Source organism: Spiroplasma endosymbiont of 'Nebria riversi' (assembly GCF_018831625.1).
GTDB lineage: Bacteria > Bacillota_I > Bacilli_A > Mycoplasmatales > Nriv7 > Nriv7.
On record NZ_CP065193.1, the window covers coordinates 626,314 to 643,375 of the forward strand.

Below are 17,062 nucleotides of genomic sequence, written 5' to 3' on the forward strand. Positions count from 1 at the left end.
TTTTTTGTTAATTCGAAGATGTTTATAACCCGCATTGCAGTTGAGCACTGCAATTATCGCAGGTGTTGCATCCTCCCGCTTCAACGATGTTGCCTTCATCGCAGAAAGCACAGAGGTCGCCGATATTAGTTCCACGGATGCGGTCTTGTTTAATATCACGGTATTGGTTTGTAGGAAAGGCGTTGCTAGGGGTTGTGGGATTAGGACTAGTGACAATGGGTGTTTCTAATGGTGACAGACCGAGTTGTTCTTGGATTGGTTCGCTGTCATCGGTTAGCGATAGCACATGGGCGTTTATTGATCCATCAACATAGACAGTACCGCCTTTGGCACCTTTTTTGTATAAGCGCATATATAGTTTTCCCGCATTTTTAAAGGTGTAGCCAACGGGAGCATTAACGGTTTTGGAAATTGATGAGTCAACTCAGCGTTGAATAATACATTGTACATCAGCATGAGCAACGGGAGTTAGTTCCATCGCGCTAATGAAAATATTAGGTAGCGGTTTATTAACATATTGGGGATGATATTTTAGTCATTCGTCAACGATTTTAGCATTAACTTTAATATTTTTACCAAGGCGACCACTCCGATAAAAGTTAAAAGCAAAGTATGTTTCTAAGCCAGTAGAAACAACAACCATTGTTCCGGTTGTTCCCGTAGGAGCGATAGTTAGTAAGCGGGAATTGTGAATCCCATATTTTTTAATAGCATTACGAATTTCGGGGTTCATTTTTCTTCATATAACCCCTATTAATAAAGGCGTTGTGGTCTTTTAAAAAGGGAAATGAACCCTTTTCTTTGGCAATATTTACTGATGTTAAATAAGCAGTTTAGGCTATTAATTGAAATATGTTGTTAATAATGCTATTTCCGCAATCGAACCATAAACGACATCGGTTCATATTAATAAGTCGTGTGTGTAATCCCATAACACATAAACCAATCCGGCGTTCGCCCAAAGCTTGGATTTTGTTTAATTCTAAAAAGCAAGGAGTACTGTCAATAACATTATCTTGTAAACGAATAGCAATATTAACGGTTTCTTTTAACTTATCTCAAAGAATTTCTTTTGTGTATTGCGGTTAACAAAGTTATCTAAGTTAATTGCCCCGAGATTGCATACTGAATAAGGAGCAAGTGGTTGTTGACCACAAGGGTTAGTAGCGACAGCTTTCATACCATAGGCTTTAGTGTTAGTCATATCGTTGGCTTGGTCAATGAAAAATAGTCCAGGTTCGGCTGAATAGGTGGCACAAAAACTAATTAAGTCTCATAAGTCGCGAGCTTTCATTTGATAATAGTTTTTAAGTTTGAATCCCGTTTGCTCTCATTGTTTAATATCACCAATTGTGTGTCAAAGAGTATTGTATTGTTCTTTTTCTGCTTGTGAATAGTTATCTAAGTCGGGAAATTGTAAAGTTCATTGGGCATCATTTTCTACTGCTTGCATAAAGGTGTGGCTAATGGTAACAGAAATGTTGGCTCCGGTTAAAAATTCAGGACGATTTACTTTTTATTCACCGCCATTTAAGAGTTTTTTGTGGGCAGTTTCACCAATAGTAAGAGCTGCGGTGTTTTCGTTTTCAATAATAGCTTCTAATAATTGTTTTTCAGCTGGTAATATTGGTTCAAATCGGATTTTTTTAGTTGCTTCTCCGCGAATTGCTTGGTCTTGCGAATTTTCTTTTAATCATTTTAAAATTTTGGGGTTTTGCATTTTACAAACGATAAATTCAATAATATCAGGATGTCAGTAGGCTAACATAATCATTTGGGCTCCGCGCCGACTGCCACCTTGTTCAACTAAGTGGGTTAGCGAAGATAAGTCGTTTAATCATGATACAGAACCAGATGATTTGCCACCAACGCTTTTAGCAACGGTTCCTTTGGGTCTTAAAGTTGAAACGTTGCTACCAACCCCGCCACCATGAGACATAATTTCCATTACTTCTTTACGATGTTCAGAAATACCATTTCTTGAGTCTTTAATCATTGGCATTACAAAGCAGTTAAAAAAATTAACATCAGAGTTGCTTCCCGCTGGAACAAAGTTATTTTGGATAGGTTACAATAAGTTGGGCCATATTTATGTGGATTTTCAAATAAAATAAAATCATTGATGAAATTTTAATAACCTTTAATATTAAAAGATCATTGAGCGCGAAGGGTTGTCCTTATGACAATGCTGTGGCTGAAACAACTTACAAAACTTTTAAAACGGGATTTATCAAGAGTAAAAAATTTGAAAATTTAACACAATTAAAATGCGAATTATTTGATTTTGTTAATTGATATAACAACATTCGAATTCGCGGCAGCCTAAATTATTTAACGCCTGTTGAATTTAGAAAACAACAGTCTACATAAAAAGTGTCCAAAAAAGGGTTTCCATACCATTTTTTAATTGTTCATAAAACTTATTTTGTCATTGCTCTTTGTTGTTAGTTTCAACAGTTGCTAAGTTAGTAGCAACGAGAAAAGCAATTTGCTCATAAAATAATTCTAATGGTTTATCAAGTTCGTGTTTTTTTTAATAACAATATTGTTTATTGCTGAGTTTTGTAAAATATTCGGGTCAATACCATTAATATATTCGTTTTCAATTAATATTGCATAGTAATTATTTGCTAATTGTTCGTGGACATATCCAATTGATCGCGTGGGAAATGTGGCATCATCACGAACAATTGTAACTACTAAATAACCAACTTTGAGACTTGCTAATGTTTTGTCTTTTCGGGAATAACGGTCAAGCATTACCATTCGTGACACCCCACTATGAACAATGTTAAATGAATTGTCAATAGTTTTAATATGAGGAAAATATTTTTCAATATCACCATTTAATGAATTAATTAGTTTTTGACTATACATAAATAATTAAATTCCTTTCTTTATTTTATGACTGTATTATTTAGTATAGTAAATTATTTTTATAGTGCCAGATATATTTTAAATTTTTTCTCAAGCAAAAAATTATAATTCTGTTAAAACAAATGTAGATTGGGAAATTAAAGTGATGATTAGGTATCAACAGAATAAAAATAAATAATAGTATTATTATGTTGAGGATTGTTATATAATTACTGTTGAATTAATAAATTCCCATATTAATTTCTTGTTCTGTTAAAAGAACCAATAATATTTATTGTCCAGAGGAGGTTGAAGTGATGAATAAGTACGAGATTATGTATATTATTAATCCAGAATGTAAAGATATTAAAGCATTGCAAGAAAAGATGCATAATATTTTAAAACAAACGGGAAAAGTTGAAAGTGTTACTGATTGAGGCTTAAGAGATTTAGCTTATCCAATTAATCATAAAAATAAAGCTTATTATACAATATTAAAAGTTGCGGTTAATAAAGAAACAATTAATGAGTTTAAGCGTGTTGCTAAAATTGAACAAGATATCTATCGTCATTTAATTATTAATCTTGATACTGAACAAAATTATAGTGATAAAATGATTGCTGACTTAAAGTTAAATACTAATGAAAATGATGAGCGACCAAGTCGTTATAGCGGTGAAAGAAGGCAAAGACCTTATGTACCGCGTGAAACTTATAAAAAAACTGAAAATAAGTAAATACCATAAAGGAATGAATATATTATGTTAAATAAAGTAATTTTAATTGGTAGAATTACCAATGATTTAAATTTACGGTCAGCAAAAAATAATAAATCATTTTTATATTTTACAATAGCCATTAATAATTTTAATCATCAAGCAGATTTTATTAATTGTGTTGCTTGAGAAAAGGTAGCAGACTCAATGTATAATAATCTTCGTAAAGGTTCGTTAGTACTGGTTGAAGGTTGCATTCAATCAAGAAAACAAGAACAAAATGGTGTGTTAACAACAATTACTGATGTTAGAGCGATTAGTGTTAAGTTTTTAGATTCAAGAGGTAGTGGCGGTGGCGCTGGGGTTGGAAATTCTCGCGATGCTGCGACACCGTCATTTGTTAATGATTATAATTCTCCCGTTGATAAAAAAATTGATGATCAGACATTTAATCTTAATAATATGAATTTTAATTTTGTTAATAATGATGTTGTTGATAATAAGGAACAAGGGGAAAATAACGAAGGTGCAAATTTAACATTTGATAATGATAATGATAATGATGATGCTATTGCGTGAGGAGAGTAAATTATGGAAAATAAGCGTATAAATGTAAATCGGTTTAAAAAGCGAAAAAAACCATGTTTTTTTACAAAAAATAAAATTGATTACATTAACTATAAAGATGTTGAAAAATTAAAAGAATATATTTCTGCTAATGGACAGATTTTAACAAGAAGAGTTAGTGGTAATTGCTCTTTCCATCAAAGAATGGTGGCAATGGCAATTAAAAGAGCAAGAACCGTGGCTTTATTACCATATCTTGTAAAATAATTAAGGGTTGATTAGCATACTTAATACAAATATTAAGTATGCTTTTTATATTACAATTAGTAAGTAATGTATTATATATAATGCAAAAAATTTGTGATGTGGAGTGTTAACAAGTGAAAGTAATTTTATTGAAAGATTTAAGAAATTATGGTAAGAAAAACGATATTATTACCGTTGCTGATGGATATGCAAAAAACTATTTATTACCACAAAAAATAGCAATTGTGGCTTCAAGTCAAGCTTTAGTGCGGTTAGGAAAACAACAACAAAAATTTGATAATGAAGTTAATGAAAAAAAGCTTGAAAATGAAGCATTAAAATTAGAAATTGAAAAGCTAATTTTAAATTTTGATTTGAAAATTAATAAAAATAAGGTATTTGGAACAATTACTAGTAAACAAATTATTGAAAAATTAAGTCAAGAGTATAATATTCAAGTAGATAAAAAACAGTTAGTTAATTATCAAAATATTAATACTATTGGTATTAATGATATTAATATTAAATTATTTAATGATATTTTTGCAATTTTGAAAATTCAAGTCGTGGGTAAAAAGTAATGACCATTACTAATAATTTTTTATTAGAAGATGCTGAGGTTAGTGTTTTAGCGGCAGTTATTAATTCTAAAAATGCTAGTGATGAGGTTGTTGTTCTGCTTAATGAGAATGATTTTATTAATTCCCGTCATAAATTAATTTTTAAAGCCATTATTTCGTTATATAATCATCAATTACCAATTGATTTACCAATTTTAACTGATATGCTAGTTAAACAACAAAGTCTTAATCAGGCTGGCGGGGTGGAATATTTGACTTTGATTACGCAAAGTTATATTAGTGATGCTAATTTAGATGATTATTTAAAAATTATTGTTGAACGGACAATGTTAAGAAATTTGCAAGTAGTAACCCAAGATATTACTAAGAAAATTAATACTGAAATTAGTGTGTGAGAACTTTTGGGAATTGCTGAACGACAGATTCTGGAAATTGCTAATAATCGTAAAAAAAATGAGTTTAAAAGTACTAAGGATGTTGTTGATGCGACATTATCTAAGATTGAAAAGTTGCAAAATAGTGATAATCAATTAACAGGTTCAGATAGTGGTTTTATGCAATTAAATAAGATTACTAATGGCTTTCAAAATGGTGATTTTATTATTTTGGCAGCGCGACCATCAATGGGGAAAACAGCTTTAGCATTAAATTTTGCTGTTAATTGTGCACGAGTTTATAAAGATAGTGCTGTGGTCATTTTTTCTTTAGAAATGCCAACTGAACAACTAATTTTAAGAATTTTAGGTTCAGAAACAAAAATTGGTTCAATGCAAATTAAAACGGGAAAAAATTTAACAAGTCGTAATTGACAAGATTTAACTAGTGTTGGTAGTAAATTAAAGCAAAGTAATATTTTTATTGATGATTCGCCAGGATTACGAGTGATTGAGTTAATTTCTAAATTAAGAAAATTAAGTCGTAATTATGACTTAAAATTGGTTGTTATTGATTATTTGCAATTATTAGCTGGTGATGGTGAGAATCGACAACAAGAAATTTCTAATATTTCTCGAAGTTTAAAGGCATTAGCAAGAGAGTTAGAAGTTCCAATTATTTGTTTGTCACAATTATCGCGAAAAGTGGAATCAAGAGAAGATAAACGACCATTAATGTCTGATTTGCGTGAATCAGGTGCAATTGAACAGGATGCTGACTTAATTATGTTTCTTTATCGTGAAGATTATTATGAAAAGAAAGAAGATAGTTTGAATGAAGAATCACATAAAGCACAATTAATTATTTCTAAGCATCGTAATGGTCCCACCGGCATAGTAGAATTACTTTTTTTACAAAAGTATGGTAATTTTATTGATTATAAATATGGATAGGTTACAATAAGTTGGACCATATTTATGTGGACTTTCAAATAAAATAAAATTATTAAAGAATACGGAATTTCAAAATCAGCCGTATATTCAGTGAATTGAAAATTTTAATAATTTTGCGTCATTTAAAGTGCAAGATAATTGCACTATCGAAGAAAACGAATTAATTTACTTGCGAAAAGAAAACCAACAATTACGAATGGAAAATGACATTTTAAAGCAAGCAGCACTGATAATTGGCAAAAAATAGGAATTATTAAAAATAATAAAGAAAAATATCCCGTGCTAAAAATGTGTCAAATATTAAAAATAGCAAAATCAACATATTATTATCAAACTAATAATTATGTTAAGTACGATGTTAATAATTATGAAGAATAAGTTATCAGTGCATTTAATAAAAGTCGTAAAATTTATGGTGCTCGTAAAATTAAAGCTTTTTTAATGAGAAAAGATACGATCTTATCACGTCGAAAAATCAGATTCCTTATGATCAAAAATAATTTGGTTTCTAAATACACCAAATTAAAATATCGTAATCATAAAACAATGGTTAATAATGACCAAATTAGTAATGTTTTAAATCGTCAATTTAATAACAAAAAACCTAATGAAGTTGTTATTAGTGATTTAACATATGTGCGAGTTGGAGGAAAATGACATTATATTTGTTTATTAATTGACTTGTTTAATCGAGAAATAATTGGCTATAGTGTCGGACCAAACAAAACCGCTGAACTAGTTCAACAAGCTTTTTATAAAATAACACGACCATTAAATAAAATAACTTTATTTCATAATGATCGTGGTAATGAGTTCAAAAATAAAATCATTGATGAAATTTTAAGCACTTTTAAAATTAAAATATCATTGAGTGCGAAGGGTTGTCCTTATGACAATGCTGTGGCTGAAACAACTTACAAAACTTTTAAAACGGAATTTATTGAGGGTAAAAAATTTGAAAATTTAACATAATTAAAATACGAATTATTTGATTTTGTTAATTGATACAATAATCGTAGAATACATGGCAGTTTAAATTATTTAACGCCTGTTGAATTTAGAAAATGACAGTCTACATAAAAAGTGTCCAAAAAAGGGCCGCCATACCAATAAGACTGTGAATAAAAATGAAAAGAAAGAAGGAACAGAATATGAGAAGAATTTTTTCAGTAATTAGTTATTTAATGACTAGTTTTGTAACGGTATTTACTATTGTTGCTTGTAGTATGAAGACCCATCCGATTACGATTAATATTACTAATGCTGCCAGTGAATCAACAATATTTGATAAGATTTTTCGTGCTGAGGCAGTTATGAAGACAATAAATAGTTTATTTTATACTTATAAAAAAACTGGTAAAACAGCGTGAGTAGAAGCCAATAAAGAGAAAGTAAAACAATTAAATAGTGAATTAGCAACGCAATTTTATGCTGATTTTTATACAAGGTCAGGGGATACCTATTCATATCATTTTGATATTAATAATTCGTTTGTTAATGATAAATTAAATTTTAATGGGGCAGAGATTAAAGTAATTGATGGTATTAAGGCAGAAGTAATCGATGATAAGACAGCACCTAAAGAAATTGCTTTTGATGTTTTCTTTCAAGGTATTGCTCAGAAGTATAAGTTTAGTGGTACTGTTAATTGAAAATATAATACTATGAAACTTAATCCGAAGGAAGAAACAACTGATAAGTTGATATTTTTTTGAGACTATCAAAGTGATTTAGCAGACATTAAGATTAATAATTTTGTAAAAGTAACTTAATTTAATATTTAATTATTATTTCCATAATTCTTTTTAAGAGAAGAGTTATGGAAATTTTCTTAGTTGGTCATTGCTTTAAAAATGGACATAATTCAGAAGGAAAACAAAAATATTTATATAAAAATTGCCGTGCAAGTTTTGACGCTTCTCGTAATCATTTTATTTATTGAAGTCATTTAAATTATGAACAATGAAATTTATTGATTAAAATTTCATTGCTGGGGAAATCTAGTAAAACAATTTCTCGTTTTATTAAAACTACATTAAAAACTGCTTGATATAATCGTCAAAAATTAATGAAATCAAAACAATTAGAAAATACCCAACTAAAATTTAAAAAATTATCTGGTAAAATCCAAATCGATGAAACATTTATTAAAGAAATTCATAAAGGAAATTTCAAACATAAAACTGATCCACGAAGAATTCACCTTGACCCATTCGCAACTAATACTAAATGCTGTATTCAAATGGCAGTTGATAATAATAACAATATTTATTTTAAATCCACAAACACCAAACGTTTACAAAAACAATGAGTTATTGAAAATATGAACAAAGAATTAATTAACCAAAATTCAATTATTACTTCTGATATGCAAAAATTATATTTTTTAGTAGCAAAACAAACAAATTATACTTTATGTGTAACTAAAACAACAATTAATCCTGAAGCTAGTTATCGTAACTTAAATAAAATCAGTAAATTACAATCTAGTCTTAAAGAAGCCTTAATTCATTATCATGGTTTAGGTTTTACTAATATTCAAAATTATTTAAATCTCTGAAAATTAAAATACCAACATAAGGGTTTAACTCCAAACCAACAAACAGCGGTATTATATTTTAATGTATAAAAAATTAAAGTAAAAATAGTAATTTTACATAAAAGCCTTTTAAAATTATCAAGTTGATGATTTTTTTATTTTATCAAGAGTTTTCTACAAAATTAAAAAAAAAATTTAATAATAATTAATAATTTTTATTGTGTAAAAATTCAATAATATGATAGAATGGTAATGAATAAAAATGACAATAACAAGAAAGGCAGGGTTAGTTTAGTAATTAAATAATATAATTAGCTGATTGTTTTACTTCTTCAAAACAATACCTAAGAAAACTAAACGCGACCAAATAAAATATTTTTTTAATTTTATCAAGAGTTTTCGACAAAATTAAAAATGACCTTGTATTAATTAGGTTGTTTTCTATGTTATAATTACTTTGTACTTTTGTATTAATTATAAGAACGACTTTGGAGGTGTAATAGATGAAAAACACACTTATAAAAGGTCAAAAAATTTTAATTCATGCCTATAAACATAATGGTGAAATATATCGTTCTTGGGATTATGCTATTGTTTTAGAAGAAACTAAAAATTATTTAATTTTAGTAAATGAAGCCGTTATTGTTACTGAGGTTAATGGGCGTAAGTGGAAAACTCATGAACCAGCTATTTGGTTTTTTTCTAAGAACCGATGATATAATATTATTTCAATGTTAAAAGATAATGGGATTCATTATTATTGTAATATTGCTAGTCCTTTTACTTGTGATGGTAAGGCAATAAAGTTTATTGATTATGATATTGATATTAAAGTATTTCCTGATGGATATACAAAAATATTAGATTTAAAAGAGTTTAGTCGTAACAAGATAAATTGAAATTATCCTGAAAATTTGCAAAATATTATTTGGAGTGAAATTGAAAGATTAAAAATCCAAATTAAAGATAAAGATGATTTATTTCATGAAAAAACAGTATTAAATCATTGAAACAATTATCAAATTAATTTTAAATAATTATTAAACTTAATTTTTTGTAGCAGCTAATAATATAGCTGTTTTTTTTGATTTTTAAAATATGTCAAGGGTATATGCAATAAAAGAATAGATTTTCATATTTAGAAAGTTATGACATTATAATGTTGCTTAAAAGAAGGGAGATAATAATAAATTAATGGAAACTTTAATTAAAAAAATGCGTTTAATAAATGGTTTAACACAAACCTAATTGGCAAAAATGGTTGGGGTAAAACAGCCAATTATTAGTAGACTATAGGCCGATGCTATTCATATATCATGAGGTTTTATTTCTAAAGTTTTAATATATTTTAGTATTAAAAATGATGAAATGACTAGTCATTTAAAAATTAGTGAGGGCGATAATATGGAGTCATTTGTTAAATTAATTTATCGCAATCCTAAATTAAGAACAATGATTAATTATGATCCAGTAAAAACTGCTAATGATTTAATTAAAATTGTTAATCGGGTTGATAGTTATGATTTAACTAATTTTATTTGAAATAATTAATAAGTTTTTTATTATTAAGTTGAATTAATTTTCAATAATTTAAATAAATCTTGCTAAATTTTTATAAAGAAAGTAAAATGAAAAAAGGAGTTTAAGATAAGAAATATAGAAATGAGAGGAAAAACAAGTGATAAATAATTTAGGAAGGATTAAAGGACAGCGTTGATTATTGACAATGTTTTTGCCGGTTGTCTTTATTACTAGTTGTAGTAGTCGTTATAGTATGTCATCCCTTAAAATGATTGCTAATAATCCTTTAAAGGCTCAAGATGGTGGTTTTAATCAAGCGGCTTGAGAAGGAATGTTAAAAGTAGATTCTAATTTAAATGAAGCATTAGATGTCTTATACCCTGATACACAAGATGATCCTAATATGATTACTCCTGCAATTACAAAAACTATTGATGATGGTTATCTAGCTGTCGTGTTTCCGGGGTTTACATATGTTAAAACTGTTCTTCAACCTAATTTTTTTGATGTATACAATAACACATATTTTATAACGGCTGATCTTACTGTTTATGAAATGATTAAATCATTAAATATTAAAGCGGTTGATAAATATTATGAAATTTCAGTTGATGAATCAAAACCAGGGTTTGCAGCGGCAATTGATGTAGCGGGACAAATTTTACAGCGGTTTAAAGTTGATAAAGATAATATGGGATTACCCGTTATTAAAAATGGTGATAATATTACTGTGAAAATGACTGGTATTGGGGGATTAAATATTCCCGCGATTAAAAACTATATGATTGGTTTTAATAAAGGTTTACGATGGTTTAGTGATAATATTCTGGCTAATGATATTGATGCTAAGGGTGACAAGTTACGATTTGAGTGATTTGCCGGAACTTTTAATGGTGGTTTTGGAACAAATGATGCTATTAAGGCTGCCCAAACTAATACTAATAATGCTATTAACAATAATGTTGGTGTTATTTTTAATATTTCTGTTCCTGAAGGAAATACAATTTTAAAACAAATAGCAGCGGCTAATGCTAATATTTGATTTGTTGGTGTTGATGTTGACCAAGCGAATGATAAGAATTTGTTAGGATATAAACATTTAATTAAGTCATCAGCTTTAAAAGATGTGTCTTTTGCTGTTAAAACTGTATTGGATGCTATTAATTATCGTATTAAAAATAATAATGCTATTTTTTATAAAAATGAGTATTCCACCCCGGGAACTAAATCATTTATTTGAGAAGAAACTAAGCAGGTTTCTTTAGTGCCAATGAATGGTAAAGATTTTGACAATTTTTATGGCGAAAGAGTTGGTAATAATAAATTAGTTGCTTTAAAAAAAGCATTGGCTATTAGTGTTGAAGATTTAAGGAAATGTAATGGAACAAATATGCTAGGAGATATTGTTAATGAAAGTGTTTGTGAAGAAACAAAGTGATAAGGTAGGATATATTAAATGATGCATAGTGAAATAAAGAACAAAAAAGCTGTGGAATTAATTAAAGTTTCAAAGATTTATTCTAATGGTATTGTTGCTAACAAAAATATCAATTTAGATCTTAAATATGGTGAAATTCATGCTATTTTAGGTGAAAATGGTGCTGGTAAGTCTACTTTGATGAAAACACTTTTTGGGTTGCATCAACCAACTTCTGGAGTTATTAAAATTGATGGTGAAGTGATGCAAATTACTTCCCCTAATATTGCTACTGATTTAGGTATTGGGATGGTACATCAACATTTTCAATTAATTAATAATTTTTCGGTTTTAGATAATATTATTCTTGGTTATGAGTTAAAAGATAAAGCAAAAATTAATCAATTAAATTATTTCTTCTTCATTTATATAAGTTATATTGATAAAATTGAATTAGCAAAAATTGCAAAAATTAAAGGTGATTTTTTTAATTATAAGAAACATAAATGTGAAGCAAAAATTTTCCGTAAAGCTAAAAAAATAGATTTTAAAGTTGCAAAAAAAATAAAAAAAATTAATGATTGACATCATAAAGAACAAAATAAGAAACTTAATACTCAGCAAGTTAAAGATTTAGAACATAAATATCAAGAACTTCTTGAAAAATTTAATTTATTTAATAAAACGATGGCTTATAAATTAGAAAAATTGGAATATAAATTAACTGATATTATTATTGCTTTAAAAAATAAATATAATAATCGTGTTGAAAATAATGCTGATACAGAAACAATTATCTGTAATAAAATTAATCAACTTAAAAAAAGAATGAATTTTTATCGCAGTTTTTTACATCGGATGAAAAGAAAATGACAAACAAGATTTTGATTAAATTCTCGTGAAGCTAATAAAAGAATTGAACAAATTTGTGAGAAAATGAATTTTAAAATTAATTTAAAAGAAAAAGTTAATAATATTTCTATTTATGACCAACAAAAAGTAGAAATTTTAAAAGTGTTATATCGTGATGCCAAAATATTAATTTTAGATGAACCGACAGCAGTTTTAACACCTCAGGAAATAGATGATTTGATGAAAATGCTTTTAGAATTTAAATCGCAAGGTAAAGCGATTCTTATTATTACTCATAAATTAAATGAAATTAAAGCAATTGCTGATCGTTGTACAATAATTAGACAAGGCGAGTATATTGATACGGTTAATGTTAAAAAAACATCAGTTGATAAATTAGCTGAGAAAATGGTCGGAAGAAAAATAAGTTTTTCTTTAAAGAAAAAACCTCTTAAATTAGGGGAAAAGTTATTAGTTCTTAAAAATATTAATACTTTAAGTAAAACTAAGGTTAATATATTAAAAAATTTTAGTTTAACAATTAATCGTGGTGAAATTTTGGGTATTGCAGGGATTGAAGGCAATGGTCAAGAAGATATTGTTAATATTATTTGTCGTCATTTAAATCCGGTTAGTGGTGAAGTAATGTTATTTGATGAATTAGATGTTGTTAATAAGGTTACTAATAAGTTAAAACAAATTAAAGAAAAAGAAGCAATATTAAAAGATAGTAATATTAAAGTTGGTCAGAAAATACCATGAGAGTGTAATTTATTACGATTAGATACTAAAGATACATATAATTTAGGAATTCATCATATTCCTGCTGATCGTCAAAAGCAAGGTTTAGTTTTAGATATGAGTTTATGAGAAAATATTTCGTTGCGTGATCAATTTAATTGTAAATATAATAATTATGGATTATTAAATCTTGCTAAAATTAAAGAGAAAACGCAAGAAATAATTAATAATTTTGATGTTCGCGGCGCTAAAAGTGTTCAAAATATGGCTAAAGAGTTATCTGGTGGTAATCAACAAAAAGTAATTATTGGCCGAGAACTATCAGAAAGTCCGAAGTTAATTATTGCTGAACAGCCAACACGAGGATTAGATGTGGGTGCTATTGAATATATTTATGAATCGTTATTAAAACAAAGAGATCAAGGTAATGTTGTGCTTTTAATTTCATATGAATTAGATGAAGTAATAAATTTATCTGATCGGATTATTACTATTAATAATGGTAAAAATATGGGTGAAGTTAAAGCGAATAATGTTACCAAAGAGAAATTGGGTTTAATGATGGCGGGGGTGAATTTTAAAGATGAGTAAATATAAAAAAATATTTTTTCCCATATTATCAATTGTAGTAGCTTTTATTATTGGATTATTCCTTTTATTAATTAGTAATGATCCATTAGCAAAATATAAAATTGGTGATTTACTATGAGGTAATTTTCGTAGTAAAAATGCATTTTTAGATTTTTTAGGATATTTTTCTGTTTATGGCTTAGTAGGAATTGCTGTTGCAATTGGATTTAGAGGCGGAATATTTAATATTGGTGTTTCGGGACAAATGATGTTTGCTGGGGTGATGTCTTATATTGCTTTGAGTTGAGGGAATGCTGATGCTCTAAATCCTTTCTTTGTCTTTATAATTTGTATATTATCAGCAATGGCACTAGGATTACTTATGGCAGTATTAAAAGTTTATGCTAATATTCATGAAGTTGTTGCAACGATAATGCTAAATTGAGCGGCCTTATATTTTTATCAATTTGTTTTAGAAAGTGGGCCCGCTCTTGAAACTAATGGCGCATCAATTGGTTTTCCTAATCATTTATTAATAAATTTAAATTTAAAGGAAATTGTTACTTCGCCTTTTAATATAGGGATTTTTATTACAATAATTTTAATTGCTGGTTTTTGATTTATTTTTAAATTTACTAGTTTAGGATATAAAATTAAAATTAGTGGTAGTAATCCTTTGGCTACAAAGTATGCCGGCGTTAAGTATAATAAAATTGTAATTTATACAATGTTAATTTCTTCGTGTGTTGCCGGAATTGCTGGTTTTGTTTATTACTATGGGATGGTAAGGTTTTTACCTGTACAATCTATTCCATTAAATATTGGTTTTGATGGCATTACTGTAGCATTATTAGCAAATAATAGTTTTATTGGTATTATTTTCTCAGCATTATTTGTTAGTGCTGTGTATGCTCAAAAAGTTGTTATGTCAGGTAATAAAGAAATTGTTGAAACGATTATTGCCATTGCCTTATTATCAATTGCTTTAGGAACATATTTTTTAGTTAAACCAAAATCAAAAATAACAAAGTGATATTTACAATTAACGGCTACAAGACAACTGAGATTGCCGTATAGTTATCATGGAATTAATAGGTGGTATTTAAAGTTTTTACGATTTAAAGATTTTATTCAACTTGAAATTTATTATCTTTTAAATAAAATTGATATTTATTATGAATATTTTGAAGCTCATATTAGAAATTGATTAAAACTTATTTTTATGAGAAATCATGCATTATATTTATCGCAAAAGTTATTAATTAATGTTAATAAAGAAATGAATATTATTGAATATTGAAAAGAATATGAAGAAATATCAGAACAAAAAAATAATTTTGCAAAGCAATTTTTTAAAGAAGACAAAATAAAAATTAAAAAGTTGAATAGTAAAGAAAATAAAATTATCGATTTAACAAAAAAAATTATTTTAATTAAACAAAAAATAATTTTAAAATTGCATAATAATAATATGACATTAGTAATTGATGAATATGAAAACAGTTATGAAGCAAAAGAAAAAAAGATCTTAGAGTTAAATAAAATAATTAATGATTCTAATCTTTCATTGTTTCAAAGATGATACTATAAATTACAATTGCAAAAACTGACAAAATCACAATTAAGAAATGCATCGCAATTTATTAGTAAGAAGAATTTAATTGAAGAAATAACGAAGAAGGTAAAGAAAGATGCTTAATTCAGTTTTTGGAACTTCTTTAATAAGTGGACTACCTTTAATTAGTATTTTTATGATTACTGCTATTGCTGCTTTAATTTCTGAGCGAGCAGGTGTAATTAATATTGGTTTGGAAGGACAGATGGTATTTGCTGGTTTTGGTTATTCATTAGTTACTTATCGTCATTATGATGTTAATAATTTAAATAATCATCATTTAGCAGTAATAGCAATTATTGTTGGCATTCTTTTTGGAATGATAATATCGTTGCTTCATTCACTAATGGTATTAAAATTTAAAATTAATCATATTATTTCTGGGACAGTTGTTAATGTTGCGGGCTCTGCTATTGCCGCGATGGGAGCAACATTATTAAATAATCGTGCTAATATTTCAAGTAATATTCAATACATTCCTTGAAAAATAGATAGTTTAATTTTTTATCCGTTTATTATTTTAATTATTGTAATTGCTATTATTTGTTTATTAGTTTTTAGTAAGTTTGGGTTGCGTTTAAAATCAGTTGGCGAAAATCCTTGAGCTAGTGAATCTGTTGGGATTAATGTTATTCATTATAAATTTGTTGCGATTACAATTTCGGGAGCTTTAGCTGGATTAAGTGGTTCATTATATGTGATAACCCAAAATATTTTTATTCCAATAGCAGGGGGCTATGGTTTTATTGCTATTGCGATTATGATTCTGGCCCGCTGAAATGGATGGTTTATTATATTAAGTTCATTTATTTTGGGATATCTAATTCAGTTAACATATGAGGCTGCTGCTGTTCCTGATATTACTAAACATATTAATCCCCAATTGTTAAAATCATTAATTTACTTGTCACCATTAGTATCATTATTAATTTTTCGGTTTATTTATAATAAAAAAATTACGGGTGCACCAAGTGCTTTGGGAATAAATTATTCAGCGGATAGTTGTTAGTTTGGGCACATAAAGTTTTGTTAGGCGGGAAAAGATTTGAATAAGTATTAAGACAGTCAGCAGTGATTGTCTTTTTATTTTATAAGGTGTTAAAAGTTTGTTCTTTGAAAATTAAATACAAGTGAATTAATAATGTTGGTATGTATTAAAGCGCGTTAAATTGTGGGTGGTCGCCATAACCAAAAGAAGTTTTACCAGTTAATAGATAACATCCTATTAACTATAGCAATTTGTTTCGTTTTGCAATAAAAAAATGAATGGGTGGATTTCCTAAAAATATACACGCTATTAAATTAGTTCCAAGGGTAGGATGCAGATGTTAAAGCGTAAAAATTTCTATATAGGGGTATGCTAAGTTTAAAATTATTAAAATCTTTATCTAAATCTAATTAAAAAACAAAATTCAATAACAAAGCTTGTTAAACACTTAAATCTGCGATATATAAGTGTTTAAAAAACTAAGTTAACTAACTTAGTTAATATAACTTAGTTTATAACAAATAA

At 27.6% G+C, this 17,062-nt stretch carries 15 protein-coding genes and 3 pseudogenes; 16 read left to right on the forward strand and 2 right to left on the reverse strand.

The window, feature by feature from the left end; translation table 4 throughout:
* Window positions 1–22: 22 nt before the first annotated feature.
* Window positions 23–2,056: pseudogene (locus I5Q57_RS10075) on the reverse strand (vitamin B12-dependent ribonucleotide reductase); the annotation flags it as partial.
* Between the two features lie 53 nt (window positions 2,057–2,109).
* Between I5Q57_RS10075 and I5Q57_RS04075 the strand changes: the two are divergent.
* Window positions 2,110–2,370, forward strand: a pseudogene (locus tag I5Q57_RS04075) (IS3 family transposase); the annotation flags it as partial.
* A gap of 135 nt (window positions 2,371–2,505) precedes the next feature.
* Here the strand turns inward: I5Q57_RS04075 and I5Q57_RS04080 are convergent.
* Window positions 2,506–2,877: a hypothetical protein gene (locus tag I5Q57_RS04080; protein WP_215826928.1), complete on the reverse strand. Its 372-nt coding sequence runs from the start codon at window positions 2,875–2,877 to the stop codon at window positions 2,506–2,508.
* 296 nt (window positions 2,878–3,173) lie between these two features.
* Here I5Q57_RS04080 and rpsF point away from each other — a divergent pair, with 296 nt between their 5' ends.
* From rpsF to I5Q57_RS04150, 15 genes and pseudogenes are all read left to right on the forward strand, one after another.
* The gene (gene rpsF, locus I5Q57_RS04085) at window positions 3,174–3,593 is read left to right on the forward strand and encodes a 30S ribosomal protein S6 (protein WP_215826929.1); all 420 of its coding nucleotides are present in this window, start codon (window positions 3,174–3,176) and stop codon (window positions 3,591–3,593) included.
* A 24-nt stretch (window positions 3,594–3,617) separates the two neighbouring features.
* A complete protein-coding gene (locus I5Q57_RS04090) occupies window positions 3,618–4,160 on the forward strand; it encodes a single-stranded DNA-binding protein (protein WP_215826930.1) in 543 nt (180 codons plus the stop codon).
* A 3-nt stretch (window positions 4,161–4,163) separates the two neighbouring features.
* Window positions 4,164–4,406 (forward strand): 30S ribosomal protein S18, encoded by a 243-nt coding sequence (gene rpsR, locus I5Q57_RS04095; RefSeq protein ID WP_215826931.1) that lies wholly within the window; start codon window positions 4,164–4,166, stop codon window positions 4,404–4,406.
* A gap of 113 nt (window positions 4,407–4,519) precedes the next feature.
* Window positions 4,520–4,966: a 50S ribosomal protein L9 gene (gene rplI / locus I5Q57_RS04100; protein ID WP_215826932.1), complete on the forward strand. Its 447-nt coding sequence runs from the start codon at window positions 4,520–4,522 to the stop codon at window positions 4,964–4,966.
* Complete coding sequence (dnaB, locus tag I5Q57_RS04105) at window positions 4,966–6,294, forward strand: replicative DNA helicase (protein ID WP_215826933.1); 1,329 nt, start codon at window positions 4,966–4,968, stop codon at window positions 6,292–6,294. Before rplI ends, dnaB begins: the two co-directional genes overlap by 1 nt.
* 381 nt (window positions 6,295–6,675) lie before the next feature.
* On the forward strand, window positions 6,676–7,266 hold the full coding sequence (locus I5Q57_RS04110) for an IS3 family transposase (protein ID WP_369806571.1): 591 nt from the start codon (window positions 6,676–6,678) through the stop codon (window positions 7,264–7,266).
* Between the two features lie 179 nt (window positions 7,267–7,445).
* Window positions 7,446–8,066 (forward strand): hypothetical protein, encoded by a 621-nt coding sequence (locus tag I5Q57_RS04115; RefSeq protein ID WP_215826935.1) that lies wholly within the window; start codon window positions 7,446–7,448, stop codon window positions 8,064–8,066.
* 47 nt (window positions 8,067–8,113) lie between these two features.
* On the forward strand, window positions 8,114–8,923 hold the full coding sequence (locus I5Q57_RS04120; RefSeq protein WP_215826936.1) for a transposase: 810 nt from the start codon (window positions 8,114–8,116) through the stop codon (window positions 8,921–8,923).
* Window positions 8,924–9,336: 413 nt separating this feature from the next.
* Window positions 9,337–9,870 carry a DUF402 domain-containing protein gene (locus I5Q57_RS04125; protein WP_215826937.1) on the forward strand — a complete coding sequence of 178 codons (534 nt, stop codon included), beginning with the start codon at window positions 9,337–9,339 and terminating at the stop codon, window positions 9,868–9,870.
* 331 nt (window positions 9,871–10,201) lie between these two features.
* Window positions 10,202–10,384 carry a hypothetical protein gene (locus I5Q57_RS04130; protein ID WP_215826938.1) on the forward strand — a complete coding sequence of 61 codons (183 nt, stop codon included), beginning with the start codon at window positions 10,202–10,204 and terminating at the stop codon, window positions 10,382–10,384.
* Between the two features lie 127 nt (window positions 10,385–10,511).
* On the forward strand, window positions 10,512–11,795 hold the full coding sequence (locus I5Q57_RS04135; protein ID WP_215826939.1) for a type 1 periplasmic-binding domain-containing protein: 1,284 nt from the start codon (window positions 10,512–10,514) through the stop codon (window positions 11,793–11,795).
* 18 nt (window positions 11,796–11,813) lie between these two features.
* Window positions 11,814–12,173: pseudogene (locus I5Q57_RS10080) on the forward strand (ATP-binding cassette domain-containing protein); the annotation flags it as partial.
* A gap of 285 nt (window positions 12,174–12,458) precedes the next feature.
* Entirely contained in the window at window positions 12,459–13,955 is a 1,497-nt protein-coding gene (locus I5Q57_RS09790; protein ID WP_440137653.1) for an ABC transporter ATP-binding protein, read from the forward strand.
* Window positions 13,948–15,633, forward strand: a complete 1,686-nt coding sequence (locus I5Q57_RS04145) for an ABC transporter permease (protein ID WP_215826941.1) — start codon at window positions 13,948–13,950, stop codon at window positions 15,631–15,633. The genes I5Q57_RS09790 and I5Q57_RS04145 overlap by 8 nt, the downstream gene beginning before the upstream one ends.
* Entirely contained in the window at window positions 15,626–16,558 is a 933-nt protein-coding gene (locus I5Q57_RS04150; protein WP_215826942.1) for an ABC transporter permease, read from the forward strand. The genes I5Q57_RS04145 and I5Q57_RS04150 overlap by 8 nt, the downstream gene beginning before the upstream one ends.
* The last annotated feature ends 504 nt before the right edge of the window (window positions 16,559–17,062 follow it).